Here is a 24,709-nt window from a genome sequence, read left to right on the forward strand (position 1 = left end):
TCAGGATGCGATGTGAATCACAGAAATGTGTTCAGGCGTCGACCTTCTGCGCGGCCGCGCCACCCGCGGGGGCGAAGCCGGCGGCCTCGGCCTCCTCCACGGTGGCGAACCAGACCTCTGCGACTGTGGCGTCGTACCAGCGCGAGCCGGGGACGTGATACTTCATCGAGTCCTCGTTGCCCTTGATGCGGTGCTCGTCGTCGGGAGCATCGGCGGAGCCCTCGTCGAGGTGGACGGCGCCGGCGAACGCGACCTTCTCGGCCTTCGCGCCGGTCTCCTGCGCGGCGAGCGCGGCCTCGCCCTTACCGCCCTTGGCCTCGGCCACGGCCTCCTGCGCGGCCTTCTTGGCGGCGGACTTGGCGGTCTTGACCGCGTCCTCGACAACGGCCTTCTTGGCCACCGGCTCGAGCACGAGGGAGATGACGGCCATGGGGGCGTTGTCACCCTTGCGGGGGGCGGTCTTGATGATGCGGGTGTAGCCGCCGTCGCGCCCCTCCATCTTCGGGGCGATCTCCTCGAAGAGGCGGTACACGGCGTACTTGTCCGTGATCTTCTTCATCACAGTGCGACGGGCGTGGAGGTCCCCGCGCTTGCCCTTGGTGATGAGCTTCTCGGCGTAGGGGCGCAGGCGGCGGGCGCGGGCCTCCGTCGTCGTGATGGACTCGTGGATGAAGAGCTGCCGGGCGAGGTTGGCCAGCAAGTGGCGCTCGTGCTGGGCGGACCCGCCCAGGCGGGGTCCCTTGGTGGGGCGAGGCATTGTTGTCTCCTAGATTGTGACGAGCCGGGGCTCAGGCCTGCTCGTCGCTGAAGGTGGGGTTGGTGTAGTCGTCCTCGGCGAGGTAGTCGAGGGGGGAGCCCTTGAGGGACAGGCCCAGCTCGGCGAGCTTGTCCTTGATCTCGGAGATGGACTTGGCACCGAAGTTGCGGATGTCGAGCAGGTCCGCCTCGCTGCGCGAGACGAGCTCGCCGACCGTGTGGATGCCCTCGCGCTTGAGGGCGTTGGAGGAGCGCGCCTGGAGGTCCAGCTCATCGATCATGAGGGCGAGGTCCTGCTGGAGGGCCTGGTCCATGGGCGACGGGCCCACCTCGATGCCCTCGGCCTCGACGTTGAGCTCGCGGGCCAGGCCGAAGAGCTCGACGAGGGTCTTGCCCGCTGAGGCGAGCGCGTCACGAGGCGTGATAGAGGCCTTCGTCTCGACGTCGACGATGAGTCGGTCGAAGTCGGTGCGCTGCTCGACACGGGTGGCCTCGACGGCGTAGGAGACCTTCTTGACCGGCGAGTAGATCGAGTCGACCGGGATCCGGGAGATCTCTGCGTTCGGGTCCTTGTTCTGGTTGGCCGAGACGTAGCCGCGGCCGCGCTCGACGGTCAGCTCGATCTCCAGCTTGCCCTTCTCGTTGAGGGTCGCGATGACCAGCTCGGGGTTGTGGACCTCGACGCCGGCGGGCGGGGTGATGTCGCCGGCGGTGACGGCTCCCGGGCCGGACTTGCGCAGGTACATGACGACCGGCTCGTCGTTCTCACTGGAGAGGACGATCTCCTTGATGTTGAGGATGATCTGGGCGACATCCTCCTTGACCCCGGGGATCGTGCGGAACTCGTGGGGGACCCCGTCAATGCGCACGGAGGTGACCGCGGCGCCCGGGATGGACGACAGCAGTGTGCGGCGCAGGGAGTTGCCCAGTGTGTAGCCGAATCCGGGCTCGAGGGGCTCGATGATGAACCGCGCGCGGCGGTTCTCCTCGACGACCTCCTCCGTGAGAGTGGGACGCTGTGCGATGAGCACTGTCGGTTTCCTTTCGTCGCGGCGCCCGCTATATGACGCCGTTCCTCATGGTTCTCGCCGCTGGGTCCGGACCTGCCGGAGCGGCGGCCCCGCGCGACGGGGCGGTGCACGGTTCGACGGCGCCCGCCGCACTGGGAGGGAGGGCGGGGCGCCGTCGAACCGACTGTCTCAGACGCGGCGGCGCTTCGGGGGGCGGCAGCCGTTGTGCGCCTGGGGGGTGACGTCCGTGATGGAGCCGACCTCGAGACCGGCGGCCTGGAGGGAGCGGATCGCGGTCTCACGGCCGGAGCCGGGGCCCTTGACGAAGACGTCGACCTTCTTCATGCCGTGCTCCTGGGCGCGGCGCGCGGCGGCCTCGGCGGCCAGCTGGGCGGCGTAGGGAGTCGACTTGCGCGAGCCCTTGAAGCCGACCTGGCCGGAGGAGGCCCAGGCGATGACGGCGCCCGCCGGGTCCGTGAGGGACACGATGGTGTTGTTGAAGGTGGACTTGATGTAGGCGTTGCCGTGAGTGACGTTCTTCCGGTCCTTACGACGCGGCTTGCGCACGGCGGTGCGGGTCTTCGGAGGCATTCTTCCTTCTTCTTCTCAAGATCGGGTTGCGCGGCGGGCATCGGCGCCCGGATCGCGGCTCAACTGCTTACTTGGCCTTCTTCTTGCCGGCCACGGTGCGCTTGGGGCCCTTGCGGGTACGCGCGTTGGTCTTGGTGCGCTGGCCGTGCACCGGGAGGTGACGTCGGTGGCGCAGGCCCTGGTAGCAGCCGATCTCGACCTTGCGACGGATGTCGGCCTGCACCTCGCGGCGCAGATCGCCCTCCACCTGGTAGGTGGAGTCGATGTGGCTGCGCAGAGCCACGAGCTCGTCCTCGGTGAGGTCCTTGACGCGGGTGTCGGGGTTGACTCCCGTTGCCTTGAGGGTCTCGTTCGCGCGGGTGCGACCGATCCCGAAGATGTAGGTGAGCGCAACCTCGACCCGCTTCTCGCGGGGAAGGTCGACGCCGGAAATGCGTGCCACGGTGGTGGTTCTCCTGTGTGCTCCCGGAGGTCGTCACCCACCTCCCCCGCCTCCTTCGGGCGGCCCCGGCCTCCAGGAACCGGGGGTTGCGCAGTGCTGGCCGGTAGGGCTCGGCGCTGATCGCTGGGGTGGGTGCTGATTGACGGCCACAGATCGCGTGGCCGGTGCGCGGGGGCTCAGCCCTGGCGCTGCTTGTGCCGCGGATTCTCGCAGATGACCATGACACGGCCGTGGCGACGAATCACCTTGCAGTTGTCACAGATCTTCTTGACGCTCGGCTTGACCTTCATGATTGTCCTCCGCCGGCCCGGGGGCCGACTTGTCACTTGTACCGATAGACGATGCGGCCGCGCTGGAGGTCGTAGGGGCTCATCTCCACGACGACGCGGTCCTCGGGGAGGATGCGGATGTAGTGCTGCCGCATCTTTCCGGAGATGTGCGCGAGCACGACGTGCCCGTTGCTCAACTCCACCCGGAACATCGCGTTCGGAAGGGCCTCGACGACCGATCCCTCGACCTCGATGACGCCGTCCTTCTTAGCCATGTTCCTCCGTCGGTTCTCTCGCTCGAGTTCTCCGGCGACGACGCCGCCGGTCGGGCGCGCATGCCCCGGCTCGACCGGAAGGGCCGGGTCAGGAGCGGTAGGCGCACCGAGGGCCAACGATACGACACCTCGATACCACACCACCACGCGGGAAGGAGCTCCCGGCCGGTGTTCCCGGACACATCGGCGAACGCGCGCTCGACGGCGATGGGCGGGGAGCGTCGAGACGCGATCAGCCGCGTTCGGGCAGGGGACGGGGCTCGATGCCGAAGGGCGCCAGGCCCTCGACCCCGCCGTCCGGCGCGGTGAGCACCCACACTCCTCCGGGCACGATCGCGACGGTGTGCTCCCACTGTGCGGCGCGCGAGCCGTCCTGGGTGACGACCGTCCAGCCGTCGTCGAGCTCGCGGACCTCGGGCCCGCCGGCGGTGAGCATCGGCTCGATGGCCAGCACCATGCCGGGGCGCAGCTTGGGCCCCTTGCGCTTGATCGAGTAATTGAGAACGTCGGGGGCCTGGTGCATGGCGGTGCCGATGCCGTGGCCGACGTACCCCTGGAGGATGCCGAGCCGGGCCTCGGGACGGCCCTGGCGGGCGGCCTCGGCCAGGGCGCGGTCCACGGTGGCCTCGACGGCGTCGCCAATGGCGTTGAGTCTCGCGGCGCGCCCGCTCGTCCGGCCCTCGGCGGCCCGGGCGACGGCGGCGATCGCCTCCCACAGCGCCTGGCGGGTGGTGGTGTCCAGGAGGCGATCGGAGGCCGAGGCGTACTCACCGCCGACCGCGGTGGTGAAGGCCGCATCGCCGTGCCACTGCTCGCCGCCGTCGAGGATGTAGGCGCCGCAGTCGAAGGTGACGAGGTCGCCCTCCTTCAGGACTCGCGGCCCGGGGATGCCGTGGACGACCTCGTCGTTGACCGAGACGCATACGGTGGCCGGGTAGTCGTAGTAGCCCAGGAAGTTCGAGTGCGCTCCGTCGGCCTCGATGGTGGCGGCGCACACGGCGTCGAGCTCGGCGGTCGTCACGCCCGGGCGGACCGCCTTTCTCAGGGCGGCGTGGATATCGGCGACGACGAGGCCCGCTCGCCGCATGAGCCGGACCTGGTCCGGGGTCTTGATCTCGATGTGCTCGCGCGCCAGCACTGCGCGCCCCCTCTCTCACAGGCAGTGGCGCGGGCCCGACCGGTTCCGCGCCACTGAGGATCGCCCGTTCAGGCCTTAACGCCCGCCGAGGCGAGGGCCGTCATGATGCGCTCGGTAACCTCGTCGATGTCGCCGATGCCGTCGACGCGCACGAGGAGGCCCTTGTCGGAGTAGATCGCGGCCAGCGGCTCGGTCTGCTCGGCGTAGACTTCGAGGCGGCGCCGGATGACCGGCTCCGTGTCGTCGGCGCGGTTCTGCTCGGTGGCGCGCTTGAGAAGGCGCTGGACGACCACCTCGGAGGCGGCGGTGATCTCCAGGACGACGTCGAGGGCGAGGCCCTTGGCGGCCAGCATGGAGTCGAGCTCGTGAACCTGGGCCTCGGTGCGCGGGTAGCCGTCGAGGAGGAACCCGGAGACGGCGTCGTCGGCGTCGATGCGGTCGGCGACCATGGCGTTGGTGACCGAGTCGGGGACGTACTCGCCCTTGTCCATGTACTCCTTGGCCTTGAGGCCGAGCTCGGTGGCGCCGGCGACGTTGGCGCGGAAGATGTCGCCGGTGGAGATGGCGGGGATGCCGAGCCGCTCCGAGATGCGGGCCGCCTGGGTGCCCTTGCCGGCACCGGGAGGGCCGAGGAGGACCATGCGTGCGCTCATGAGAGGAACCCTTCGTAGTGGCGCTGCTGGAGCTGGGAGTTGATCTCCTTGACCGTCTGGAGGCCGACTCCCACCATGATGAGGATAGTCGTGCCGCCGAAGGGCAGGGACTCCGACAGCCCCAGCTCGATGACAGCGAGGGTCGGCACGAGCGCGAGGACCACGAGATAGATCGAGCCGACGACGGTCACCCGATTGATGACGTAGGAGAGGTACTGAACGGTCGGCTCGCCGGCGCGGATGCCGGGGATGAAGCCACCGTACTTCTTCATGTTGTCCGCGATCTCCTCGGCGTTGAAGGTGATCGCCGTGTAGAAGAAGGTGAAGAAGAGGATGAGCAGGCCGTAGGCGACGAGATAGATCGTGTCCGTCTGACGCAGGTTCCGGCCCACCCAGGCCGCCCAGGAGCTGTTCGGGGAGAACTGGGAGACGAGCTGGGGCATGGCCAGGATCGAGGAGGCGAAGATGACGGGGATGACGTTCGCCGTATTGATCTTGATGGGGATGTAGGTGGTGGATCCGCCGTACTGGCGCCGCCCGATCATCCTCTTGGCGTACTGCACCGGGATGCGCCGAGTGCCCTGCTCGACGAAGACGACGGCGATCGTGGCCACGAGGATGACCGTGATGACGATGGCGAACTTTGAGACGCCGCCACTGCCGGTGATGATCGAGCCGAGGTTCTGAGGAAAGCGCGCAACGATCGAGGTGAAGATGAGCAGCGACATGCCGTTGCCGATGCCGCGGTCCGTGATGAGCTCGCCGAGCCACATGATCAGGCCGGTGCCGGCTGTCATGGTGACGATCATGAGGGCGAGGTTGACCGGGCTGCTGTTCGGGATGACGGGGACGGTGCAGCTGCGGAAGAGCTGGCCGTTGGCGGCCGTGGCCACGATGGTGGCGGACTGCAGAACGCCCAGGCCGATCGTCAGGTAGCGGGTGTACTCGGTGAGCTTGGCAGTGCCGGACTGGCCCTCCTTGTGGAGCTCCTCGAAGCGGGGGATGACCACGCGCAGGAGCTGGATGATAATGGAGGCCGTGATGTAGGGCATGATCCCCAGCGCGAAGACGCTCAACTGCAGCAGGGCGCCGCCGGAGAAGATGTTGATGAGGCTCAAGAGGCTCGCGTCCTCGGCCTGGCCCACGCAGGTCTGGATGTTCTTCAGGCTCACACCCGGCGTCGGCAGGACCGAGCCCAGGCGGAACAGGGCCATGATGCCGAGGGTGAAGAGGAGTTTCCTCCTCAGGTCAGGCGTCTTGAATGCCTGGACGAAGGCGCTGAGCACGCGGTCTCCTGTGAGCTCGGGGGATCGGCGTCGATTGGCCCTGCGGGCGCGACGGCGGACGCGCAGGCGCGCGCCGGGCTCACACTACCCCGGAGCAGGGGTCCCCTTCGAGGCCGTGACCCTATCGGAAGGCAAGGCGTGCATCACGCGCCGGGCTCCCGCCTCCCCCGGTCAGCTTCTCCCCCTCCCCTCACCCAGACCGGTCGAAAACAGCATCGAGACCGGTCCGGGCCCGCCGGTCGCTCCTCCCCCGGGCAGGGCGGCGCCCGACGCAGGGTCCGGAACAGGCCCGGCAGCGCCACGAGGCCCCGGTGAGGTGGGCCGGAACCCGCCCTCACCGGGGCCTCGCCTTGCTCGCCTGGAGCGGATCAGCTCTCCGATCAGTCCTCGGAGAGCTCGATCGTGCCGCCGGCGGCCTCGATCTTCTCCTTGGCGGAGGCCGACCAGGCATCCGCCTTGACCGTCAGCTTGACGGAGACATCCCCACCGCCGAGGACCTTGACCAGGTGCCCGTGGCGCACGGCGCCGGCAGCCACCAGGTCGGCCACCGTGACCGTCCCGCCGGAGGGGAACAGCTCGGCGATGCGGCCGACGTTGACCGGCTGGAACTCCACGCGGTTCGGGTTGCGGAACCCGCGGAGCTTGGGCAGGCGCATGTGCAGCGGCATCTGGCCGCCCTCGAAGCCGGGGCGCACCTGGTAGCGGGCCTTCGTGCCCTTGGTGCCTCGTCCGGAGGTCTTGCCCTTGGAGCCCTCACCGCGACCCACGCGGGTCTTGGCCTTCTTGGCGCCCGGGGCGGGGCGGAGATGGTGCAGCTTGACGACGCGCACCTTCTCCGTCGCGGACTCAGCGGCGCTCTCGGTGGCCTTCTCAGAGGCCTTCTTGGTGTCTGCCATCTCAGACCTCCTCAACGGTCACGAGGTGGTGCACCGTCGCGATCATGCCGCGAACGGTGGGGGTGTCCTCGCGAACAGTGGACTGACGGATCTTGCGCAGGCCGAGGGACTTGAGGGTCTCGCGCTGGCGGTGGGTGCCACCGATGCCGGAGCGGACCTGGGTCACCTTGAGCTGCTTCGTGCTCGCGGTCTTGGTGTCAGCCATCACGCCTCCACTCCTTCAGCGGCCTTCTCGGCCTCCTTCTTCTCCGCCTCGGCGCGCTTCTCAGCCTCTCCCTCGGCGCGGGCACGCAGCATGGACTGCGGGGCGACGTCCTCCAGGGGCAGGCCGCGGCGGGCGGCAACCGTCTCGGGCTGCTCGAGCCTCTTGAGCGCGTCGACCGTCGCGTGGACGATGTTGATCGCGTTCGAGGAGCCGAGCGACTTCGACAGGATGTCGTGGATGCCGGCGCAGTCCAGCACGGCGCGCACCGGGCCGCCGGCGATAACACCGGTACCGGGGGAGGCCGGGCGCAGGAGGACGACTCCGGCGGAGTCCTCGCCCTGGACCAAGTGGGGGATGGTGCGGCGGATCATCGGGACGCGGAAGAAGTTCTTCTTCGCGAACTCCACGGCCTTGGCGATCGCGGCAGGCACCTCCTTCGCCTTGCCGTAGCCGACTCCGACCGTGCCCTCGCCGTCACCGACGACGACCAGCGCCGTGAAGGTGAAGCGGCGGCCGCCCTTGACGACCTTGGACACGCGGTTGATGGTGACGACGCGCTCGATGTACTTGTCGTCGTTGCCGCGGCCGGAGTTGCGGTCACGGCGGTCATTGCGGTCACGACGGCCGCGGCTCTCGCCACGGCTCTCGTCGTTGCGGGCCGAGCCGTCGGACGACGCGGACCTGTCTCGCTGCGGTGCAGCCATCAGATTCTCCTTTGCTTTCTCGTCGTCTCAGCGCTCAGAGCGCCAGGCCGCCCTCGCGGGCGCCGTCAGCGACGGCGGCGACACGGCCGTGGTACTTGTTTCCACCGCGGTCGAAGACGACCGCCTCGATGCCCAGCGCCTTGGCGCGCTCGGCCACCAGCTCACCGACCTTGTGGGCGGCGCCGACCTTGTGGCCCTCGACGCCCTTGCAGGCTTCCTCGAGGGTCGAGGCGGAGCACAGGGTGTGGCCGATGGTGTCGTCGACGACCTGGGCGACCATGTGGCGGTTGGAGCGGGTGACGACGAGACGCGGCCGCTCGGGCGTGCCAGTGACGTGCTTGCGCACGCGCTGGTGGCGGATCTTGCGGGCAATCGCCTTGGACTTGCCCCTCTTGATCGAGTAAGCCATGGTCACTTACCAGCCTTTCCGACCTTGCGGCGCACGTTCTCGCCGGCGTAGCGCACGCCCTTGCCCTTGTAGGGCTCCGGCGGGCGGATCTTGCGGATATTCGCGGCGACCTCGCCGACCTGCTCCTTGGAGATGCCGGAGACTGCGATCTTCAGGTTGCCGTCCACCGTGAAGGTGATGCCCTCGGGGGGCTCGACGACGACGGTGTGCGAGAAGCCGAGGAAGAGCTCGATGGCCGAGCCCTTGGCGGCGACGCGGTAACCGGTCCCGACGATCTCGAGGTTCTTGACGAAGCCCTCGGTGACACCGATGACCATGTTGTTGATGAGTGTGCGGGACAGGCCGTGGAGCGAGCGCGAGCGGCGCTCGTCGTCGGGACGGGTCACGAGGATCGTGCCGTCATCCTGCCTGGTCACAGTCAGGGGCTCGGAGATGACGCGGCTCAGGGTGCCCTTGGGGCCCTTGACCGTCACCTCGTTGCCGTTAATGGTGACGTCCACTCCGGCGGGAACCGGAACGGGGAGTCGTCCAATACGCGACATGGTGTTCCTCCGTTCCTTTCTCTCACCAGACGTAGGCGAGGACTTCCCCGCCGACGCCCTTGTTCTCGGCCTGGCGGTCGGTCAGGAGGCCGGAGGAGGTGGACAGGATGGCCACCCCCAGGCCGCCGAGGACCTTGGGCAGGTTCGTGGACTTCGCGTAGACGCGCAGGCCGGGCTTGGAGATCCGCTTGAGGCCCTGGATGGCCCGCTGGCGGTTGGCTCCGTACTTGAGGCTCAGCGTGAGCGTCTTGCCGACCTCGGCGTCCGTGACCTCGTAGTCGGCGATGTAGCCCTCGGTCTTCAGCATCGCGGCGATGTTGACCTTGAGCTTGCTCGACGGCATCGAGACGGTGTCGTGGTAGGCGCTGTTTGCGTTGCGCAGACGGGTCAGCATGTCTGCGATCGGGTCTGTCATAGTCATGAGTGGGCCTTGGCCCTTCCTCGTCGTGGTTTCCTCATCGGACCTGCGACGTAAGTTCTTACCAGCTGGACTTGCTCACGCCGGGGAGCTCGCCACCGAGGGCCATCTCCCGCAGGCAGATACGGCACAGGCCGAACTTGCGGTACACGGAGTGCGGGCGGCCGCAGCGCTGGCAGCGCGTGTAGGCGCGAACACCGAACTTCGGCTTCCGGTTCGCCTTCTGGATGAGAGCGGTCTTCGCCATGTCACTTCTCCTTGAAGGGGAAGCCGAGCCGCGCGAGCAGCGAGCGGGCCTCCTCATCGGTCTTGGCCGTGGTCACGATGGTGATGTCCATGCCACGGACGCGGTCGATCGAGTCCTGGTCGATCTCGTGGAACACAGCCTGCTCCGTGAGACCGAAGGTGTAGTTGCCATTGCCGTCGAACTGCTTGGGGCTCATTCCGCGGAAGTCGCGGATTCGCGGCAGCGAGATCGAGATGAGGCGGTCGAGGAACTCCCACATGCGGTCGCCGCGCAGCGTGGCGTGCGCACCGATCGGCTGGCCCTCGCGCAGCTTGAACTGCGCGATGGACTTGCGGGCCTTCGTGATCTGGGGCTTCTGGCCGGTAATCGCAGCCAGGTCGCGAACGGCGCCCTCGATCATCTTGGAGTCGTGGGCGGCCTCGCCCACGCCCATGTTGACCACGACCTTGGAGACGCGGCCGATCTCCATGACATTGGCGTGCTTGAACTCGTCACGGAGGGCGGGGAGCACTTCCTCGGCGTACTTGGTCTTGAGACGGGGGGTGATCTTGTCGCTCATCAGAGGTCCTTCCCGCTCGCCTTGGCGTAACGGACGCGAACGGTGCGCTTGCGGCCGTTGGGCCGCACGCCCTCCTCAACGCGGAAGCCGACGCGAGTGCGCTTCTTGGTCTGGGGGTCGATGGGCATCACGTTCGAGATGTGGATCGGGGCCTCGACGGTCTCGATGCCTCCGGTGCGAGCGCCCTGGGCGGACTGCCCGACCTTGACGTGCTTGGTCACGCGCTGAACGCCCTCGACGACGACGCGGTCGGTGGCCTTGATGACCTCCAGGACGCGGCCGGTCTTGCCCTTGTCCTTGCCCGCAATGACGATGACCTGGTCGCCCTTCTTGATGCGTGCCATATTCAGATCACCTCCATGGCGAGCGAGACGATGCGCATGAACTTCTTCTCGCGAAGCTCACGGCCGACGGGACCGAAGATGCGCGTGCCGCGCGGCTCCCCATCGTTGTTCTTGAGGATGACGGCCGCGTTCTCATCGAAGCGGATGTACGAGCCGTCCGGACGACGGCGCTCCTTGCGGGTGCGGACGACGACCGCCTTGACGACGTCGCCCTTCTTGACGCTGCCTCCCGGGACTGCGTCCTTGACAGTGGCGACGATCGTGTCGCCGATGCCCGCATAGCGCCGTCCCGAGCCGCCGAGCACACGGATGCACAGGATCTCCTTGGCACCGGTGTTGTCGGCGACCTTCAGTCGCGACTCCTGCTGGATCATAGGGTGTTCTCCTTCGTCGAGCCGGTTCTCGGGTCCCCCCGAGCCTTGCCGAACGTTCTTGATGTTCCTGCGCGCTGCTCCCCCGGCCCGGGGGCAGGAGGAGTCCACGAGGCGTGGGTCCCATCAGACACAGGCGCAGAGGCGCGGGGTCTCTGATGGGCGCGCCGAGGGCGCACGCAACTGTCACAGCCTAGTGCAGCGCCGAAGGCCCCGGATACCACAGGCCCCCTCCCACCCTGTGCCCTTCCTCACCAGCCTCCCCCTCCCACCGAGACCGGTCGAAAACAGCAACGAGACCGGTCGGTTTTCCACAGATTTCCCGACCCTCTTTCATGAGCGAACCTCAGCGGCGACGCTTGAGAGATGCACACCACCGATGGCTCCCAGCGCATTCCCCATGCCCACGTCGGCGCACGGAGTTCCCAGCCGGATCGTGAGACCGGCGCCATCCAGGCGATACGTCGCGGCACCGCGATCCGCGCCGACCCGGATGAGCCGCACTGGCGCACATGCTCCCGGGCGAGGGACGCGATCATCGAGTCCTGTGGCGCCGAGGGGCTCGACGGCGTCGTCTGCCAGGAGGCCGCCGCGCGCATCCACGGGGCGAGGGCGATGTCCGAGACTCGGACGATCCACCTCGTGACCTCCTGGAAGCCCGGCGGTCTGCGACGTCGGCCGAGCCCGCGCAACCCGGGCAGGGTCTCATCCCGCGACGCCTCGCGAGGCGAGCGCCGTCGTCTCCTCGAGGCCAGGCCGATCGTGCGTCACCATATGCCGCTGGACGACCGCGATGTCGTCGATCTGAGCGGGCTGCGCGTCACCGGCCTGGAGCGTACGATCCTCGATTGCGCGCGCTTCCTGCAGCCCGATCGGGCGCTCGCCGTCGTCGATTCCCTCTTCGCCGTAGCGGTAGGCGCGGACGAGCACCCGTGGGATCACCGGCACCGGATCGAGACGGCGTGCGCGGAACTGCGACGTCGGCTCCTCTCGCGGTTGGAGGAGTGGACCGGCCAGCGGGGCTACCGGCGCGCTCAGGCGGTTGTGCTCGCCGCAACCGCGATGAGCCAGTCGGTATGGGAGTCCGAGGCCCGGCGCCTCTGTCTGGCGTCAGGCCTCACTCCCCCACAGGTGCAGATACCCGTACGCGGGGCCGACGGCCGCGTGTACTTCGCGGATCTCGGCTGGCTGCTCGTTCGCCTCCTCCTGGAGATCGACGGGGAGGTGAAGCTCGCGGAGGATCCCGACGGCGAGCTGCGGCGCCGGGCGGTTCGGGAGGGGGCGATCCGCGACGTCGGGTTCGACATGCTGCGTCTGAGTCCCGAGGATCTGAGGGACACGCGCGCCGCGGTGCGCCGCATCTGGGACGCGCTGCCGCCGTCGGCACGCGATGCTCCTCCGATCACGGCGCTGCTGACCACTCATGAGCGCGAATCCGGAGGCCTGCGCCCCGGTGTGCGATAGGCGGCCATCCCGCCGAACCGGTCTCGATCATGATTTCGACCGGTCTCGCTCCTATTTTCGACCGGTCTCGGAGGGGAAGGAGGGAGGGGAGAATGACGACGGCGCCGCGGCGGCCCGCTGGGTGCGGGCGCCGCGGCGCCGTGATGCCGTTGGATCAGCGGGAGGTCACTTGGCCTTCTCGATGATCTCCACGAGGCGCCAGTGCTTGGTGGCGCTCAGGGGACGGGTCTCCATGATCGAGACGAGGTCGCCAACGGCGGCCGTGTTGTTCTCGTCGTGGGCCTTGACCTTCTTGGACCGACGGATGACCTTGCCGTACAGGGAGTGCTTGTAGCGCTCCTCGACGAGGACGACGATGGTCTTGTCCATCTTGTCGGAGACGACGTAGCCGCGGCGGACCTTGCGCTGGTTGCGCTCGGGGGCGGCCTCAGTACTGGTGGTCTGCTCGCTCACTTGGACTCCTGGCTGCTCGGAGCGGTACGGATGCCGAGCTCACGCTCGCGCACGATGGTGTAGATACGGGCGATGTCGCGGCGCACCGCCTTGAGCCGGCCGTGGTCCTCGAGCTGTCCGGTCGCCGAGGCGAACCGGAGGTTGAACAACTCGGCCTTCGCCTTGGTGAGCTCCTCGGCAAGGCGCTCGTTGTCCATGCCGTCGAGGTCGGCGGGGGTCAGCCCCTGGGATCCGATAGCCATCAGACGTCACCACCCTCACGAGTCACGAAACGGGTCTTCATCGGGAGCTTGTGCATCGCACGGCGCATGGCCTCACGGGCGAGCTCCTCGGGGACGCCCCCGAGCTCGAACATGATGCGACCGGGCTTCACGTTGGCGATCCACCACTCCGGGGCGCCCTTACCGGAGCCCATGCGGGTCTCGGCGGGCTTCTTGGTCAGCGGACGGTCCGGGAAGATGTTGATCCACACCTTGCCGCCACGCTTGATGTGGCGGGTCATGGCGATACGGGCCGCCTCGATCTGGCGGTTGGTGACATAGGCGGGCTCGAGGGCCTGAATGCCGAAATCACCGAAGGCGAGCTGGTTGCCGCCCTTGGACATGCCCGAGCGGTGCGGGCGGTGCTGCTTGCGGAACTTGGTCCGGCGGGGGATGAGCACGGCTCAGGCCTCCGTTCCCTGCGTGGCGGCAGCGTTCTCGGTGGTCGGCGCCTGCTCGACCTGCTGCTCGCCGCCCTGACGCGCGCCGCGCTCGCCACGCCGCGCACCGCGGCGGTCGCCGGAGCGACCCCCACGGCCGCGCGGGGCGGACTCGGCCTGCTGGCGGGCGAACTCACGCTCGGTGAGATCACCCTTGTAGATCCATACCTTGACGCCGAGCCGGCCGAAGGTGGTCTTGGCCTCGTAGAAGCCGTAGTCGATGTTCGCGCGCAGGGTGTGCAGCGGCACGCGGCCCTCGCGGTAGAACTCGGATCGGCTCATCTCAGCGCCGCCAAGACGGCCGGAGCACTGGACACGGATGCCCTTGGCGCCGGCGCGGATAGCGGACTGCATGCCCTTGCGCATCGCGCGGCGAAAGGACACGCGGGAGGCGAGCTGCTCGGCAATGCCCTGGGCGACGAGCTGGGCGTCCAGGTCGGGACTCTTGACTTCGAGGATGTTGAGCTGAACCTGCTTACCGGTCAGCTTCTCCAGTGAGCCTCGCAGGCGCTCGGCCTCAGCACCACGGCGCCCGATGACGATGCCGGGGCGAGCGGTGTGCAGGTCGACGCGGACGCGGTCGCGAGTGCGCTCGATATCGACCTTGGAGATGCCGGCCCGCTCCATGCCATCGGCCATGAGGCGACGGATCTTGACGTCCTCCTCGACGAAGTCGCGGTAGCGCTGACCGGGCTTCGTCGAGTCCGCGAACCAGCGCGAGCGGTGGTCCGTGGTGATGCCCAGGCGGAACCCGGTCGGGTTGACCTTCTGCCCCATTACCGGGCTCCTTCCTTGCGTGCGATGTCGGCACGATCGCCGACGTGAACGGTGATGTGGCTGGTGCGCTTGAGGATCCGGCTCGCGCGGCCCTGGGCCCGCGGGCGGAACCGCTTGAGAGTCGGGCCCTCATCGGCGAACACCTCGGTGATGAACAGATCGTTCTCGTCGAACCGCTCTCCCGCGGCCTCGGCCTTGAACCGAGCGTTGGCGATGGCGGACTCGATGACCTTGCGCACCGGCACGGCAGCGGCCTGCGGGGCGAAACGGAGCACGTTGACGGCCTCGACGGCGCGCTTGCCGCGGACGACGTCCACGACGCGGCGAGCCTTCATCGGCGTGCAGCGCACGTACTTGGCCTGCGCCTTAGCTTCCATAGTTCTTCTTTGCCTCTCAACTCTCCGCGCGTCAGCGGCGCGACTTGCGGTCGTCCTTGACGTGCCCGCGGAAGGTGCGGGTCGGGGCGAACTCGCCGAGCTTGTGGCCCACCATGGACTCGGTGATGAAGACCGGGACGTGCTTCCGGCCGTCGTGAACGGCGAAAGTGTGTCCGAGGAAGTCCGGCGTGATGACCGAACGACGGGACCAGGTCTTGATGACGTTCTTGGTGCCCTTCTCGTTCTGGGCGTCCACCTTCTTCTGCAGGTGGTTGTCGACGAAGGGACCCTTCTTCAGACTGCGCGGCATATCAAGCTCCTATCAGCGCTTCTTGCCGGTCCGACGACGACGCACGATGAGGCGGTCGCTGGACTTGTTGGGACGACGGGTACGGCCCTCGGGCTTGCCCCACGGAGAGACGGGGTGGCGGCCGCCGGAGGTGCGGCCCTCACCACCACCGTGCGGGTGGTCCACCGGGTTCATGACGACACCGCGGACGGTCGGGCGCACGCCCTTCCAGCGCATGCGGCCGGCCTTGCCCCAGTTGATGTTGGACTGCTCGGCGTTGCCGACCTCGCCGACCGTGGCGCGGCAGGCGACCTCGACCATCCGGATCTCACCGGAGGGCATGCGCAGCGTGGCGTACTTGCCCTCCTTGGCGACGAGCTGGACGGAGGTGCCGGCGGAGCGGGCGATCTTGGCGCCGCCACCGGGGCGCAGCTCGACGGCGTGCACGACGGTACCGGTGGGGATGTTGCGCAGCGCGAGGTTGTTGCCGGGCTTGATGTCCGCATTCGGACCGGCCTCGACGACGTCGCCCTGAGCGAGCTTGTTCGGAGCGATGATGTAGCGCTTCTCGCCGTCGAAGTAGTGCAGGAGGGCGATGCGCGCGGTGCGATTGGGGTCGTACTCGATGTGAGCGACCTTGGCGGGCACGCCGTCCTTGTCATGACGACGGAAGTCGATCAGGCGGTAGGCGCGCTTGTGGCCGCCTCCCTTGTGGCGGGTGGTGACTCGGCCGTTGTTGTTGCGACCACCGGTCTTGTGGAGCGGGCGAACGAGGGACTTCTCGGGCTCGCTGCGCGTGATCTCGACGAAGTCGGCCACGGAGGAGCCGCGGCGACCCGGCGTCGTCGGCTTGTACTTACGGATTCCCATGTCGATCCTTTACCTTCCGTGTCCGTGTCAGTTCGCCACGTCGCCGAAGATGTCGATGGTCCCCTCGCGCAGCGTGACGATCGCGCGCTTGGTGTCCTTCGACTTGCCGAGCCCGGTGCGGGTGCGGCGGGTCTTGCCCTTGCGGTTGGCCGTGTTCACCGAGTCGACCTTGACGTTGAAGATGGACTCGATGGCCATCTTGATCTCGGTCTTGTTGGAACTCGGCGCCACGAGGAACGTGTACTGGCCACGGTCCATGCAGGTGTAGGACTTCTCGGAGACGACCGGCGCGATGATGATGTCGCGAGGGTTCTTGGACTTCTCGAGGCTCACTTGGACTCCTCCTCGCCCTTGCCGAGGAACGAGTCCAGGGCAGCGGAAGTGAAGACGACGTCGTCATTGACCAGGACGTCGTAGGTGTTGAGCTGGTCGGCCCACAAGACGTGCGCCTCGGGGGCGTTGCGCAGGCTCAGGCGGCTCAGGTCGTCCTCGCGGGTGACGACGACGAGGGCCTTGCGGTCCGTCAGGTTGCGCAGCGCGCCGAGGGCCGACTTGGTTGAGGGCTTCTCGGTGGTGACGAACTCGGTGATGACGTGGATGCGGCCGTTGCGGGCGCGGTCCGACAGGGCCGAGCGGAGAGCGGCGGCCTTCATCTTCTTGGGAGTGCGCTGGGTGTAGTCGCGCGGCTGCGGACCGTGGACAGTGCCACCGCCGGTGAACTGGGGGGCACGGGTGGAGCCCTGGCGGGCGCGGCCGGTGCCCTTCTGGCGGTAGGGCTTCTTGCCACCGCCGCGGACCATGCCGCGGGTCTTCGTGGCGTGAGTGCCCTGGCGGGCCGCGGCGAGCTGGGCCACCACGACCTGGTGCATGAGCGGGATGTTGAGGTCGACGTCGAAGATCTCCGCGGGGAGCTCGGCGGTGCCCTTCTTGACGCCCTTGGAGTCAACGATCGTGACGGCGAGGGTCTGGTTCTCAGCCATGGTCTCAGGCTCCCTTCACGGCCGTGCGGACAACGACGACCTGCCCCTTGGGGCCCGGGACGGCGCCGCCCACGAGAAGGTAGCCCTTCTCGGCGTCGATGCCGCGGACCTTGAGGTTCTGGACGGTGGTGGTGGCGTGCCCCATGCGGCCGGCCATGCGCAGGCCCTTGAAGATGCGGCCGGGCGTGGCGCAGGCGCCGACGGAGCCGGGCTTGCGGTGGTTGCGGTGCGCGCCGTGGGAGGCCGAGACGCCTTTGAAGCCGTGGCGCTTCATGACGCCCGCGAAGCCCTTGCCCTTGGAGGTGCCGGTGACGTCGACCAGCTGGCCGACCTCGAAGGTGTCCGCGCCGAGTTCCTGGCCCGGGGTGAACTCCGAGGCGATGGATGTGCGCAGCTCGGCCACGTGGCGGCGGGGGGTGACCCCGGCCTTGGCGAAGTGGCCGGCGAGAGGCTTGGTGACCTTGCGCTCGTCGATCTCGCCGAAGGCGAGCTGGACGGCCTCGTAGCCGTCGGTCTCGACGGTGCGGACCTGGGTCACGACGTTGGAATCGACGCGCACGACCGTGACGGGGCGGAGGACTCCGTTCTCGTCCCAGATCTGCGTCATGCCGAGCTTGGTGCCGAGGAGCGCCTTGGCAGGCGCGGCGGCTGCCGGCTTGTTAAGCGTAGTCATGGCGATGATCCTCAGAGCTTGATCTCGATGTTGACATCGGCCGGGAGGTCGAGGCGCATGAGCGAGTCAACGGCCTTCGGCGTCGGGTCGATGATGTCGATCAGCCGCTTGTGCGTGCGCATCTCGAAGTGCTCGCGGCTGTCCTTGTACTTGTGGGGCGACCGGATGACGCAGAACACGTTCTTCTCGGTCGGCAGCGGCACCGGGCCCACGACCGTCGCGCCAGCGCGGGTCACGACGTCGACGATCTTGCGCGCCGAGGAGTCGATGACCTCGTGGTCGTAGGACTTGAGCCGGATGCGGATCTTCTGTCCCGCCATGGCGCCAAACCTCTCTTACTTTCGGGCGACCGGTCCACGCGCTCGGGCGTGTCGCGAATGCAACGACCCGCGAGGCTCTCTGGTGAGATGAGGGCGGACCGGTCTGGACACACGGAAACCCGATCAATGATCGGCTCCGTCAGACTGGTTCCCGGGGCGGCCCCGGGAGGTGGCCGCCAAGGCTGGCGGGCGCCACCACGACGAGCGCGGCAGCAGGGCCAGGCCCCGGCGGCTGACCAACGCTATCAGGGCGGGGCGCGGACCGGTCAACCTGAGAGCAGAGCCAGGACTGTGAGACCTACCACCGCCCCACGCGCTCGGGCGTGTCGCGCCGGGCCGAGGGGAGTCATCCGACGGCGCGCCGGCACCTCCTCGAGGAGAACGCGATGAGCGCGCCTGCGATGCCGACCAGCACCGAGCCGGCGAGGATATGCGGGGCGATCCCGCGGCCTCCGGACAGCGGCAGGGTGCCGGCCTGGATGTCGGCAATGGTTAGGGTGTTGACGAGATCCTGCCCCGCAGAGGCCGACACGGTGGCCGTCGAGCCCCCGAGATCACGGGCGTTGAGCACCTCGATCCCCGTCGCGGTGACCTTGATGCGCACCGGATTGGCCAGGAGCTGGTGCCCGGCCGGGGCCCTGGTCTCCACCAGCCAGTACTCGCGATTGACGGGAAGGGCGGAGACGGTGAACTCGCCCTTCGCCCCGGTGGGGGCCACGCCCCCGGCCAATGGCACCGCCCCCGGGCTGGAGGGATCGACCGGGTAGACGTCGAAGGCCGCGCCGTCGAGGTTTCCCTGGCTTCCCGTCTTGATCAAGGTGATGCTGCGCCTGCCCGCATTGGGATCGACGTCCGCACAGGCCGTGTCATGGTTCTTCGTGGTGCTCTTGTCCTTGCCCGCCTCTGGAACGACCCTGTTGAACAGGCCGCGCCCGGGCTGGAGGACCCCATCGCCATCGGCGGCGCAGGCCAGGGCATCGTCGGTGTAGCCCGCGGCGCTCGGATCGATCGAGACGTTGATGCTGACCGTCCAGGTGAGGGTCTGCCCGGAGGCGACGGCCTCGCCGTCCGACACCGGGTAGACGCCGGAGGCATCGGCCGCCACCGCGCGCGGGGCTTCCGAGTCCTTGGCAACCGTCACGCCGTTGATGACCAGCCCCGCGGGGAAGACCGGGGCATCCTTGACCTGACCGGTGTCGCCGGGAAGAGCGCCCTCATTGACCACGCTGATCGTGTAGGAGACGTCGAAGGTCGATCCGGCGCCGGGGCGAGTCGCCACGACCTTGGAGAATCTCAGCGTCGAGTCGGCGGACAAACAGGCCGTGTCGTCCCCGGTGGTGCGATCGCCCTGCATGATGACCGTATTGACCAGCCCTGAGGGCTGCCCGTCGGCACGCGTGCCGCCGCACCGATAGTCCTCCGCCGCATATCCCGGATAGGAGGGGTCCACTGAGAAGACGACCCGAACGCCGAGGACGCGAGTCCCGCCCCCCGTGGTCGCGCCATCGGGAACCTTGACCAGGGGATCGCCGCTTCCGGCCTCCGCCAGGACGAAGCCCCCGTTCATGGCGGCCTCGGCTCCGGGGATCGTCCGGGTCAGGGCGCCGCCCTCACGGACCTCGACGCGGTCCACCTTGGCTGAGGCGGGCAGTCCCAGCTGGTCGCGGACATCCTGTGCGATCGCCGCATCCACATGCGAGGTGTTGGTCACCGTGACCTCGTAAGAGGCCGTGAACGTGCCCTCACCGGCATCGCGAGTCACCTCCACAGCACTCTTGGATGCCGAGAAGCTCGGGTTCGCGGGGACATCTCCGCATGCGGAGGCCGACACCCCCTGGGCGTCCCCCTTCGTCGTCACAGTCGCCGTGTTCCGTATCATGGGAGCGCCGTCGACGCACTGCGCCCCCTGATAGTTCTGCAATCCGGTCAGGCCGGAGTCGGGGGTCGAGACGTTGACCGTCACCGTGTACGTGTGGTTCGCCCCTGCTGCCAGGTCGACGTCCTTGACGTTCCAGGTGGGGCCGGTCACCCTCGCCGGGTGCGCGGGATCCCCGCCGGTGACCGTCACGGAGTTCACGGCCGAGCCCGAGGGAGCCACCGCGGTGTCGTCCACCGAGTAGGCGAGGGCCTGCGCCGTCGAGGGGTTGGCCACGACAACCGTGTAGGTCTGGTCGAAGGTGTCCCTTCCGCCGACGACGGTCGGAGACTTGACCACTCGGTCGAAGGTCTTGGTCACGCCCGCGTGCGGCACGACGGTATTGGTCACGGCGATGGTGACATCGCCGTCAGTGGAGTCGGGCACTGTGAATGACACGCCCGGCCCCACGGAGTCGGTGGCGGGCACGGCGGTGGTCGCCACCTGGGTGGAGGCCCCGCCCTTGCCGACGGCGACCGCGAACGAGGGCTCTCCCCAGGAGAAGCGGCCCCGGTGATCGGGGGACGCCGCCTTCAGGCCGTCGTCGTCGAGTTTCTGCTCGGTGATGACGCATGTGGCGCCCGCCTGAGCCGCGGGCAGGGCGATCGAGGCGCCGTCGGAGCCGACCCTGACAGTGCCCTCCGCCTTGGCGGCCCCGTCCGCACCGGGCGCGCAGGTGTAGTTGAGGGCGTAGTCGGTCAAGGCCGCCCCGTCCGAGGCGCCTGCGACGCTCTTGACCGCCGACACCGGCGTGGTTGTTGTCTTGTGGCGGACCGTGCAGGTGACCTCCGCCCCCTCGGGGAGCGCGAGCTCCTCCCCCGCTGCCACTGGGATGGAGGAACCGTCGGCGGCGGCGCAGGACCACTGACCGTTCTGCGTGTAGCCGAGAGGCCCTCCCGCGGCGCTCAGTTTGTAGGTCCCGGCTGAGGTGGACTGCGCGGTGACCGCCTGATCCCCCGAGACGCCGGTGATGGTCCTCTGACCGTACAGGCCAGTGGACTTCGGCGTGGCCGCGAGGGTCCATTCCGTGGGCGCGGCCGTTCCGGAGTCGACGACATTGACCAGGGTGAGCCGCCCGGGGGCCATGACGTACTCATTGCTCCACGCGCAGTGGATGTCCGTCTCGGTCCGCAGTCGTGCGAGCTTGCTCTGATCGAGGCTCAGCGTGCGCGTGGCGGGATCGAACTGCTTCTCATCGAGGTAGCCGCCGGCCGCGCCACTGAGCTCGAGGCGCTTACTGTCATCGCCGTAGGTGCACGTCACGCCGTTGAGCCTCCAGCCCGAGGACGTCACCGTGCCGTCGGCGGCGATGACAGCGGCCGGCGTCATCTCGCGCTCACGAACGGCGGCCTTGTCATTGGGAGCGAGGAGAGTGTAATTCTGCGTGCTCTCGACCTTGCCCGCCTCACCCCAGTCAGTCGGCGTGAGGGATTCGATCGTCGGCCACGCGTCAGCGCCGTAGGAGCCCGCCTCGGAGACGTTGTCGAATTCGGCGGTCGGGGGTACTGCTCCCGCCTTTCCCGGCACGCGCGCGGATTCATCAGCTTGCACGCTCTTGGAGAAGGTCACGGGCCTCACCTGTTCCAGGGAGCCGTAGAGGCACCCATAGGACGTGGCGCGCTCCTTCGTCACGAAGGCCTCGCTTAGAGCGTTCGGATCGACGGCGGGATCACATCGGCTGGAATTGCCGATGTTGGTGAATCCCCAGAGCTTGAGCTGGTACTTCACGCCATTGGGGGCTTCCCACATCTCAGTGGAGCGCGTGGCGGTGATGCGCAGATTGTCGTCGGAACACTGTCGATTGTTGACATCCTTGTTCCCGCGCTCAAGATCATTACCGTCAGTGGCGAAGTAGTAGTAATATCCCTCCTGACGATATTTTCCGCCCAGTTGACCACCACTGTGATAAGCTTGACGCAACTGCCGACCAGCGTAGTCGTAGTAGGTTTTTTGATAATAGGTGCCATCACCGAGCCTGACGAGGCGACCGGCGGCATCCCAGCCCCATTCCGTGGGGATGGCGCTGGGGGAGCCGAACGCTCCCCCATTATGGCCGATGACCATCGAGCCGGTTGAATCGAGACTCGCCGTGCAATTATTGTACGTGTCCTCCTCGGTCCAGGGGAAGACCTGATTGATGGCGTAACCGCCACCGTGGACGTTCCTGGCGAGCCGGACCCTGATGGAACCCGCGTAGGTCGTCCCCTTGTAAGACGAGACGAACACAGGATTGTTGTCGTGGCGCATGGTGCCGACGAGGAAGATCTGACCCACATTCTTCTCCCCGCCCCCGGCGGGCCTGAAGGACATGGACGTCTGGCCGGTACGGTCCCTAACGGGATCAGTGCCGTAGGAGCCCGGGCAGCGGCTCCCCGACAACATACCGTAGCTGATCCCGGCCCACTGCCCACTGCTGACACTGACCGGTCCCGTGGTTCCGGGGCCGCCCCCGGGATAGTAGTGGCCGCAGTCGGGGTCGTACCCACCCTGCTGGACGCCGGAGATCTCGGCCTCCGTGTCACCGATATCGACGGTGAAATTGGAGTCCGCACCTCTTGCCATCGAAGCACTGACAAGGCCAATGGCTCCGATTGCAGTAGCGACCACGAGGGTGATTATCAGCCACATAGCGCCCGGCCGGAATGAGTGAGAAGAACGATAATGATGCCCGGGGAGCGCACGAGGAGGTAACATTTTTACAACCCAAAGTAGGGGACATAACTCCTGAAGCCGAGAACGGCCTCCTCTAGTCTAATAGAGAGCCCTTCGAGGGCTCCCATCAAGAAGATCACGATTCAATTCTGATACAACCATCAAGTATCGGATTCATCACGAACGACGGCTCGCCTCGGCAAGTGGGGCATGGGTCGGCACGCGGGACTTCGGCATTCGGGGTGTAGCCGGGGAATCGGGCGAGCCCTCGCGGGCCGGCGATGACTCGCCCGCCGTGGCGCAGCGCAGTTCCGCTCCATCACTTGGCTGCCCGAATAGGCGCGGGCAATCAGGATTCCTGAGCGGAGGAGATGGGGGTGGGGAACCGGCCCGAGCGTAGGGATCGGAGTGCGCGCTTCCCAGAGTCGTCACCGAATCGCGAGTTGATTGGTGTGATCCGGCGGTATGATAGCGCCTCTCGAGGCGTCAGCGTCATTCGGGGCCAAGGGCACCCATCGGATCTCCTCGGGCGAGAGGGCCGACCAGCTCTCGTCCGGTCCGGGAGGCGCCCCGGCGTCAGGGTCCTCGGGCGTCACGGCATTGCGCAGGGAGATCGCGCTGTAGACCCCGATCCGCGTGGGCGTCGCTCCAGCGTCCTCGCTGCGGCCTCCACTGCTATCTGCCGCGTCACTGATGGCGCTGCCTGCGCCGGCATCGCTACTCGCACCGGTGGCACTGCCGGCGCCCGCTGTCGTCGCGCTTATCCGGGGGCCGGTCCAGTAGCCCTCCTCGCCATGGGCCGCTGCGCCGTCGGCGCGCCCGGGGCCATGGACGTCCTCGGCGTCCTTCGCGCGGGAGCTGGGGCCGTTCTCGTCGTCGTCATCCTCGGCGGCGGTGGCTGTGGGCGGGTAGCCGGTGCGCCAGAGGTAGAGGCCGACGGCGACGAGGACACCGGTGATCCAAACGGCCCACCAGGGGAAGCCGGGGATCTCCGGTTTGGCGCCGGCGGCGGCGAGGTCATCGGCGGGCGTGGGGGTGATGCGCTCGGCCGTGACGAGGATGCGGTGGGTGTTGATGCCGAGCGGAGTGCAGGTGACGAGGGTGACGAGGTCGCGGTCGGGGTCGGCCCGCAGCGCCTCGGTCTCCTCGGGGGCGACGACTTTCGTCTCGACAACCCGGTAGCTGAGGACCTCGCCGAAGACCTCGAGAGCGAAGGTGTCTCCGACACCGACTTGGTCGAGATTGGTGAACATGGTGGCGTTGGCGAGGCCGCGGTGCCCGGTGATGACGGAGCGCGTGCCCTTGCCTCCGACGGGCAGGGAGGTTCCTTGGAGGTGGCCGAGGCCGGCCAGGAGGACCTCGTCGGAGGTGCCGTGGTAGATGGGCAGGTCGAGGTCGATTGCGGGAATGCGCAGGCGGCCCATGAGTCCGACGGCGTTGGCGGAGAGGATCTTGTTGTAGTCGAGGGAATCGTCGGGGGCCTCGCCGGCGCCGGTGGGGATGTTGGTGTTGGCCTCGAGGACGGCGCCGGAGGAGAGGGCATCGTTGTAGGCATGGGCCTGGGCGAGCTGTTCCTCGGCGGAGGGCTTCGCCTTATCGACCTGCTCCTCGTAATTTGCAACTACCTTGGACTGGTTGTACTGGCTGATCCAGGCGGCGACGCTGGGGTAGGAGAAGAGGGCGAGGCCGGCCATGGCGAGAACGGCGGGGATGAGATTGGCGACGCGGAGGCGCCAGCGGCGCTCGGCGCGATGGATGCGATGCTCGGATGAGCGCCTGCCAGGGGTGGGGGCATCAGCTCCCGGAGTGGTGGAGGCGCTACCGGGGGTGTTCGCAGCGTCGGCATGATCGGGGCTGGCGGGCCCATGGGTGTCGCTTGCGACGTCGGTAGTGCCGGTGGTGCTGCTCATGGCGTCTCGGGCTCCTGGTGGGTGGGCGAGGTGAGGGCGACGCGGGGCCGGTGGCCGATGAGCCGACGCTTGGTCAGGCGGATGATCGGCTGGGTGTGGTGGTCGTGGGATGGGGCGATGGCGAGGGAGGGAAGCGCGGAGGTGGCGGGGAGGCTGGTGCCTCCCCGCCACCTCATGCGCGGTTGAGGGGCTGGCGCCACCCGGTGCGGGGCGC

Annotated in this window: 34 protein-coding genes; 1 reads left to right on the top strand and 33 read right to left on the bottom strand. The window is 67.9% G+C overall.

Features of this window, described 5'->3' with window-relative positions; all coding sequences use genetic code 11:
* Window positions 1-31 precede the first annotated feature (31 nt).
* The 19 genes from rplQ to rplN all read right to left on the bottom strand — a co-directional run bounded on the left by rplQ (window position 32) and on the right by rplN (window position 11,118).
* A complete protein-coding gene (gene rplQ, locus B1H50_RS00960) occupies window positions 32-757 on the bottom strand; it encodes a 50S ribosomal protein L17, sunset domain variant (protein WP_080461925.1) in 726 nt (241 codons plus the stop codon).
* Between the two features lie 31 nt (window positions 758-788).
* Window positions 789-1,787 (bottom strand): DNA-directed RNA polymerase subunit alpha, encoded by a 999-nt coding sequence (locus B1H50_RS00965; protein WP_080461926.1) that lies wholly within the window; start codon window positions 1,785-1,787, stop codon window positions 789-791.
* A gap of 168 nt (window positions 1,788-1,955) precedes the next feature.
* On the bottom strand, window positions 1,956-2,357 hold the full coding sequence (rpsK, locus tag B1H50_RS00970; RefSeq protein ID WP_017177296.1) for a 30S ribosomal protein S11: 402 nt from the start codon (window positions 2,355-2,357) through the stop codon (window positions 1,956-1,958).
* Window positions 2,358-2,424: 67 nt separating this feature from the next.
* Window positions 2,425-2,799: a 30S ribosomal protein S13 gene (rpsM, locus tag B1H50_RS00975; protein WP_080461927.1), complete on the bottom strand. Its 375-nt coding sequence runs from the start codon at window positions 2,797-2,799 to the stop codon at window positions 2,425-2,427.
* A 176-nt stretch (window positions 2,800-2,975) separates the two neighbouring features.
* Window positions 2,976-3,089: a 50S ribosomal protein L36 gene (gene rpmJ, locus B1H50_RS00980; protein ID WP_005987264.1), complete on the bottom strand. Its 114-nt coding sequence runs from the start codon at window positions 3,087-3,089 to the stop codon at window positions 2,976-2,978.
* A 32-nt stretch (window positions 3,090-3,121) separates the two neighbouring features.
* Window positions 3,122-3,343, bottom strand: a complete 222-nt coding sequence (gene infA / locus B1H50_RS00985) for a translation initiation factor IF-1 (protein ID WP_017177298.1) — start codon at window positions 3,341-3,343, stop codon at window positions 3,122-3,124.
* Between the two features lie 232 nt (window positions 3,344-3,575).
* A complete protein-coding gene (gene map, locus B1H50_RS00990; RefSeq protein WP_080461928.1) occupies window positions 3,576-4,481 on the bottom strand; it encodes a type I methionyl aminopeptidase in 906 nt (301 codons plus the stop codon).
* Window positions 4,482-4,549: 68 nt separating this feature from the next.
* The gene (locus B1H50_RS00995) at window positions 4,550-5,134 is read right to left on the bottom strand and encodes an adenylate kinase (RefSeq protein ID WP_198939960.1); all 585 of its coding nucleotides are present in this window, start codon (window positions 5,132-5,134) and stop codon (window positions 4,550-4,552) included.
* Window positions 5,131-6,420: a preprotein translocase subunit SecY gene (secY, locus tag B1H50_RS01000; protein WP_080461930.1), complete on the bottom strand. Its 1,290-nt coding sequence runs from the start codon at window positions 6,418-6,420 to the stop codon at window positions 5,131-5,133. Before secY ends, B1H50_RS00995 begins: the two co-directional genes overlap by 4 nt.
* Window positions 6,421-6,800: 380 nt before the next feature.
* Window positions 6,801-7,316 carry a 50S ribosomal protein L15 gene (gene rplO / locus B1H50_RS01005; protein WP_080461931.1) on the bottom strand — a complete coding sequence of 172 codons (516 nt, stop codon included), beginning with the start codon at window positions 7,314-7,316 and terminating at the stop codon, window positions 6,801-6,803.
* Window position 7,317: 1 nt separating this feature from the next.
* Window positions 7,318-7,521, bottom strand: a complete 204-nt coding sequence (rpmD, locus tag B1H50_RS01010; protein WP_017177303.1) for a 50S ribosomal protein L30 — start codon at window positions 7,519-7,521, stop codon at window positions 7,318-7,320.
* The gene (gene rpsE / locus B1H50_RS01015; RefSeq protein ID WP_080461932.1) at window positions 7,521-8,225 is read right to left on the bottom strand and encodes a 30S ribosomal protein S5; all 705 of its coding nucleotides are present in this window, start codon (window positions 8,223-8,225) and stop codon (window positions 7,521-7,523) included. Before rpsE ends, rpmD begins: the two co-directional genes overlap by 1 nt.
* Before the next feature lie 34 nt (window positions 8,226-8,259).
* A complete protein-coding gene (gene rplR, locus B1H50_RS01020; RefSeq protein WP_080462073.1) occupies window positions 8,260-8,634 on the bottom strand; it encodes a 50S ribosomal protein L18 in 375 nt (124 codons plus the stop codon).
* 2 nt (window positions 8,635-8,636) lie between these two features.
* A complete protein-coding gene (rplF, locus tag B1H50_RS01025) occupies window positions 8,637-9,176 on the bottom strand; it encodes a 50S ribosomal protein L6 (protein WP_080461933.1) in 540 nt (179 codons plus the stop codon).
* A gap of 22 nt (window positions 9,177-9,198) precedes the next feature.
* The gene (rpsH, locus tag B1H50_RS01030) at window positions 9,199-9,597 is read right to left on the bottom strand and encodes a 30S ribosomal protein S8 (protein WP_017177307.1); all 399 of its coding nucleotides are present in this window, start codon (window positions 9,595-9,597) and stop codon (window positions 9,199-9,201) included.
* Window positions 9,598-9,655: 58 nt separating this feature from the next.
* Window positions 9,656-9,841 (bottom strand): type Z 30S ribosomal protein S14, encoded by a 186-nt coding sequence (locus B1H50_RS01035; RefSeq protein ID WP_017177308.1) that lies wholly within the window; start codon window positions 9,839-9,841, stop codon window positions 9,656-9,658.
* Window position 9,842: 1 nt separating this feature from the next.
* Window positions 9,843-10,400, bottom strand: a complete 558-nt coding sequence (rplE, locus tag B1H50_RS01040; protein WP_080461934.1) for a 50S ribosomal protein L5 — start codon at window positions 10,398-10,400, stop codon at window positions 9,843-9,845.
* The gene (gene rplX / locus B1H50_RS01045) at window positions 10,400-10,744 is read right to left on the bottom strand and encodes a 50S ribosomal protein L24 (RefSeq protein ID WP_080461935.1); all 345 of its coding nucleotides are present in this window, start codon (window positions 10,742-10,744) and stop codon (window positions 10,400-10,402) included. Before rplX ends, rplE begins: the two co-directional genes overlap by 1 nt.
* A 2-nt stretch (window positions 10,745-10,746) precedes the next feature.
* Window positions 10,747-11,118, bottom strand: a complete 372-nt coding sequence (gene rplN, locus B1H50_RS01050; RefSeq protein WP_073451440.1) for a 50S ribosomal protein L14 — start codon at window positions 11,116-11,118, stop codon at window positions 10,747-10,749.
* 363 nt (window positions 11,119-11,481) lie between these two features.
* Between rplN and B1H50_RS01055 the strand changes: the two genes are divergently transcribed.
* Window positions 11,482-12,579 (top strand): hypothetical protein, encoded by a 1,098-nt coding sequence (locus B1H50_RS01055; protein WP_080461936.1) that lies wholly within the window; start codon window positions 11,482-11,484, stop codon window positions 12,577-12,579.
* 165 nt (window positions 12,580-12,744) lie between these two features.
* Here B1H50_RS01055 and rpsQ read toward each other — a convergent pair whose 3' ends face one another.
* The 14 genes from rpsQ to B1H50_RS01125 all read right to left on the bottom strand — a co-directional run bounded on the left by rpsQ (window position 12,745) and on the right by B1H50_RS01125 (window position 24,671).
* On the bottom strand, window positions 12,745-13,032 hold the full coding sequence (gene rpsQ, locus B1H50_RS01060) for a 30S ribosomal protein S17 (RefSeq protein WP_017177313.1): 288 nt from the start codon (window positions 13,030-13,032) through the stop codon (window positions 12,745-12,747).
* Window positions 13,029-13,274, bottom strand: coding sequence for a 50S ribosomal protein L29 (gene rpmC, locus B1H50_RS01065; RefSeq protein ID WP_017177314.1), 246 nt, complete (start codon window positions 13,272-13,274; stop codon window positions 13,029-13,031). The genes rpsQ and rpmC overlap by 4 nt, the downstream gene beginning before the upstream one ends.
* The gene (gene rplP / locus B1H50_RS01070) at window positions 13,274-13,693 is read right to left on the bottom strand and encodes a 50S ribosomal protein L16 (RefSeq protein ID WP_080461937.1); all 420 of its coding nucleotides are present in this window, start codon (window positions 13,691-13,693) and stop codon (window positions 13,274-13,276) included. The genes rpmC and rplP overlap by 1 nt, the downstream gene beginning before the upstream one ends.
* Window positions 13,694-13,696: 3 nt before the next feature.
* On the bottom strand, window positions 13,697-14,509 hold the full coding sequence (gene rpsC, locus B1H50_RS01075; protein WP_080461938.1) for a 30S ribosomal protein S3: 813 nt from the start codon (window positions 14,507-14,509) through the stop codon (window positions 13,697-13,699).
* A complete protein-coding gene (rplV, locus tag B1H50_RS01080) occupies window positions 14,509-14,886 on the bottom strand; it encodes a 50S ribosomal protein L22 (protein ID WP_080461939.1) in 378 nt (125 codons plus the stop codon). Before rplV ends, rpsC begins: the two co-directional genes overlap by 1 nt.
* A gap of 31 nt (window positions 14,887-14,917) precedes the next feature.
* On the bottom strand, window positions 14,918-15,196 hold the full coding sequence (gene rpsS / locus B1H50_RS01085; RefSeq protein WP_080461940.1) for a 30S ribosomal protein S19: 279 nt from the start codon (window positions 15,194-15,196) through the stop codon (window positions 14,918-14,920).
* A 12-nt stretch (window positions 15,197-15,208) separates the two neighbouring features.
* Complete coding sequence (rplB, locus tag B1H50_RS01090) at window positions 15,209-16,045, bottom strand: 50S ribosomal protein L2 (RefSeq protein WP_080461941.1); 837 nt, start codon at window positions 16,043-16,045, stop codon at window positions 15,209-15,211.
* 27 nt (window positions 16,046-16,072) lie between these two features.
* On the bottom strand, window positions 16,073-16,378 hold the full coding sequence (gene rplW, locus B1H50_RS01095) for a 50S ribosomal protein L23 (protein ID WP_080461942.1): 306 nt from the start codon (window positions 16,376-16,378) through the stop codon (window positions 16,073-16,075).
* Window positions 16,375-17,025, bottom strand: a complete 651-nt coding sequence (rplD, locus tag B1H50_RS01100) for a 50S ribosomal protein L4 (protein ID WP_080461943.1) — start codon at window positions 17,023-17,025, stop codon at window positions 16,375-16,377. The genes rplW and rplD overlap by 4 nt, the downstream gene beginning before the upstream one ends.
* Before the next feature lie 4 nt (window positions 17,026-17,029).
* On the bottom strand, window positions 17,030-17,698 hold the full coding sequence (rplC, locus tag B1H50_RS01105) for a 50S ribosomal protein L3 (protein WP_080461944.1): 669 nt from the start codon (window positions 17,696-17,698) through the stop codon (window positions 17,030-17,032).
* Window positions 17,699-17,709: 11 nt separating this feature from the next.
* Entirely contained in the window at window positions 17,710-18,018 is a 309-nt protein-coding gene (gene rpsJ, locus B1H50_RS01110; RefSeq protein ID WP_005987219.1) for a 30S ribosomal protein S10, read from the bottom strand.
* 346 nt (window positions 18,019-18,364) lie between these two features.
* Window positions 18,365-22,495, bottom strand: coding sequence for a SpaA isopeptide-forming pilin-related protein (locus B1H50_RS01115; RefSeq protein WP_080461945.1), 4,131 nt, complete (start codon window positions 22,493-22,495; stop codon window positions 18,365-18,367).
* A 518-nt stretch (window positions 22,496-23,013) separates the two neighbouring features.
* A complete protein-coding gene (locus B1H50_RS01120; protein ID WP_080461946.1) occupies window positions 23,014-24,495 on the bottom strand; it encodes a class C sortase in 1,482 nt (493 codons plus the stop codon).
* Window positions 24,492-24,671, bottom strand: coding sequence for a hypothetical protein (locus B1H50_RS01125; RefSeq protein ID WP_080461947.1), 180 nt, complete (start codon window positions 24,669-24,671; stop codon window positions 24,492-24,494). The genes B1H50_RS01120 and B1H50_RS01125 overlap by 4 nt, the downstream gene beginning before the upstream one ends.
* Window positions 24,672-24,709 lie beyond the last annotated feature (38 nt).

It is taken from the genome of Actinomyces gaoshouyii (assembly GCF_002072175.1).
GTDB classification, from domain to species: Bacteria; Actinomycetota; Actinomycetes; order Actinomycetales; family Actinomycetaceae; genus Actinomyces; species Actinomyces gaoshouyii.

Bases quoted from the DNA above. Each gene is read 5' to 3' on its own strand.
- rplB (WP_080461941.1), bottom strand. From the start codon at position 16,045: ATGGGAATCCGTAAGTACAAGCCGACGACGCCGGGTCGCCGCGGCTCC.
- rplO (WP_080461931.1), bottom strand. From the start codon at position 7,316: ATGGCAGACACCAAGAAGGCCTCTGAGAAGGCCACCGAGAGCGCCGCT.
- rpsJ (WP_005987219.1), bottom strand. From the start codon at position 18,018: ATGGCGGGACAGAAGATCCGCATCCGGCTCAAGTCCTACGACCACGAG.
- B1H50_RS01055 (WP_080461936.1), top strand. From the start codon at position 11,482: ATGCACACCACCGATGGCTCCCAGCGCATTCCCCATGCCCACGTCGGC.
- rpsE (WP_080461932.1), bottom strand. From the start codon at position 8,225: ATGGCTGCACCGCAGCGAGACAGGTCCGCGTCGTCCGACGGCTCGGCC.
- B1H50_RS00995 (WP_198939960.1), bottom strand. From the start codon at position 5,134: ATGAGCGCACGCATGGTCCTCCTCGGCCCTCCCGGTGCCGGCAAGGGC.
- rplR (WP_080462073.1), bottom strand. From the start codon at position 8,634: ATGGCTTACTCGATCAAGAGGGGCAAGTCCAAGGCGATTGCCCGCAAG.
- B1H50_RS01125 (WP_080461947.1), bottom strand. From the start codon at position 24,671: ATGAGGTGGCGGGGAGGCACCAGCCTCCCCGCCACCTCCGCGCTTCCC.
- rplD (WP_080461943.1), bottom strand. From the start codon at position 17,025: ATGGCTGAGAACCAGACCCTCGCCGTCACGATCGTTGACTCCAAGGGC.
- rplX (WP_080461935.1), bottom strand. From the start codon at position 10,744: ATGGCACGCATCAAGAAGGGCGACCAGGTCATCGTCATTGCGGGCAAG.
- rpmJ (WP_005987264.1), bottom strand. From the start codon at position 3,089: ATGAAGGTCAAGCCGAGCGTCAAGAAGATCTGTGACAACTGCAAGGTG.
- rpsS (WP_080461940.1), bottom strand. From the start codon at position 15,196: ATGCCGCGCAGTCTGAAGAAGGGTCCCTTCGTCGACAACCACCTGCAG.
- rplE (WP_080461934.1), bottom strand. From the start codon at position 10,400: ATGAGCGACAAGATCACCCCCCGTCTCAAGACCAAGTACGCCGAGGAA.
- rpmD (WP_017177303.1), bottom strand. From the start codon at position 7,521: ATGGCTGACACCAAGACCGCGAGCACGAAGCAGCTCAAGGTGACCCAG.
- B1H50_RS01120 (WP_080461946.1), bottom strand. From the start codon at position 24,495: ATGAGCAGCACCACCGGCACTACCGACGTCGCAAGCGACACCCATGGG.
- rplV (WP_080461939.1), bottom strand. From the start codon at position 14,886: ATGGAAGCTAAGGCGCAGGCCAAGTACGTGCGCTGCACGCCGATGAAG.
- rplQ (WP_080461925.1), bottom strand. From the start codon at position 757: ATGCCTCGCCCCACCAAGGGACCCCGCCTGGGCGGGTCCGCCCAGCAC.
- rplC (WP_080461944.1), bottom strand. From the start codon at position 17,698: ATGACTACGCTTAACAAGCCGGCAGCCGCCGCGCCTGCCAAGGCGCTC.
- B1H50_RS01035 (WP_017177308.1), bottom strand. From the start codon at position 9,841: ATGGCGAAGACCGCTCTCATCCAGAAGGCGAACCGGAAGCCGAAGTTC.
- rplF (WP_080461933.1), bottom strand. From the start codon at position 9,176: ATGTCGCGTATTGGACGACTCCCCGTTCCGGTTCCCGCCGGAGTGGAC.
- rpsC (WP_080461938.1), bottom strand. From the start codon at position 14,509: ATGGGGCAGAAGGTCAACCCGACCGGGTTCCGCCTGGGCATCACCACG.
- rplN (WP_073451440.1), bottom strand. From the start codon at position 11,118: ATGATCCAGCAGGAGTCGCGACTGAAGGTCGCCGACAACACCGGTGCC.
- rpmC (WP_017177314.1), bottom strand. From the start codon at position 13,274: ATGGCTATCGGATCCCAGGGGCTGACCCCCGCCGACCTCGACGGCATG.
- rpsH (WP_017177307.1), bottom strand. From the start codon at position 9,597: ATGACTATGACAGACCCGATCGCAGACATGCTGACCCGTCTGCGCAAC.
- B1H50_RS01115 (WP_080461945.1), bottom strand. From the start codon at position 22,495: ATGGCAAGAGGTGCGGACTCCAATTTCACCGTCGATATCGGTGACACG.
- infA (WP_017177298.1), bottom strand. From the start codon at position 3,343: ATGGCTAAGAAGGACGGCGTCATCGAGGTCGAGGGATCGGTCGTCGAG.
- rpsK (WP_017177296.1), bottom strand. From the start codon at position 2,357: ATGCCTCCGAAGACCCGCACCGCCGTGCGCAAGCCGCGTCGTAAGGAC.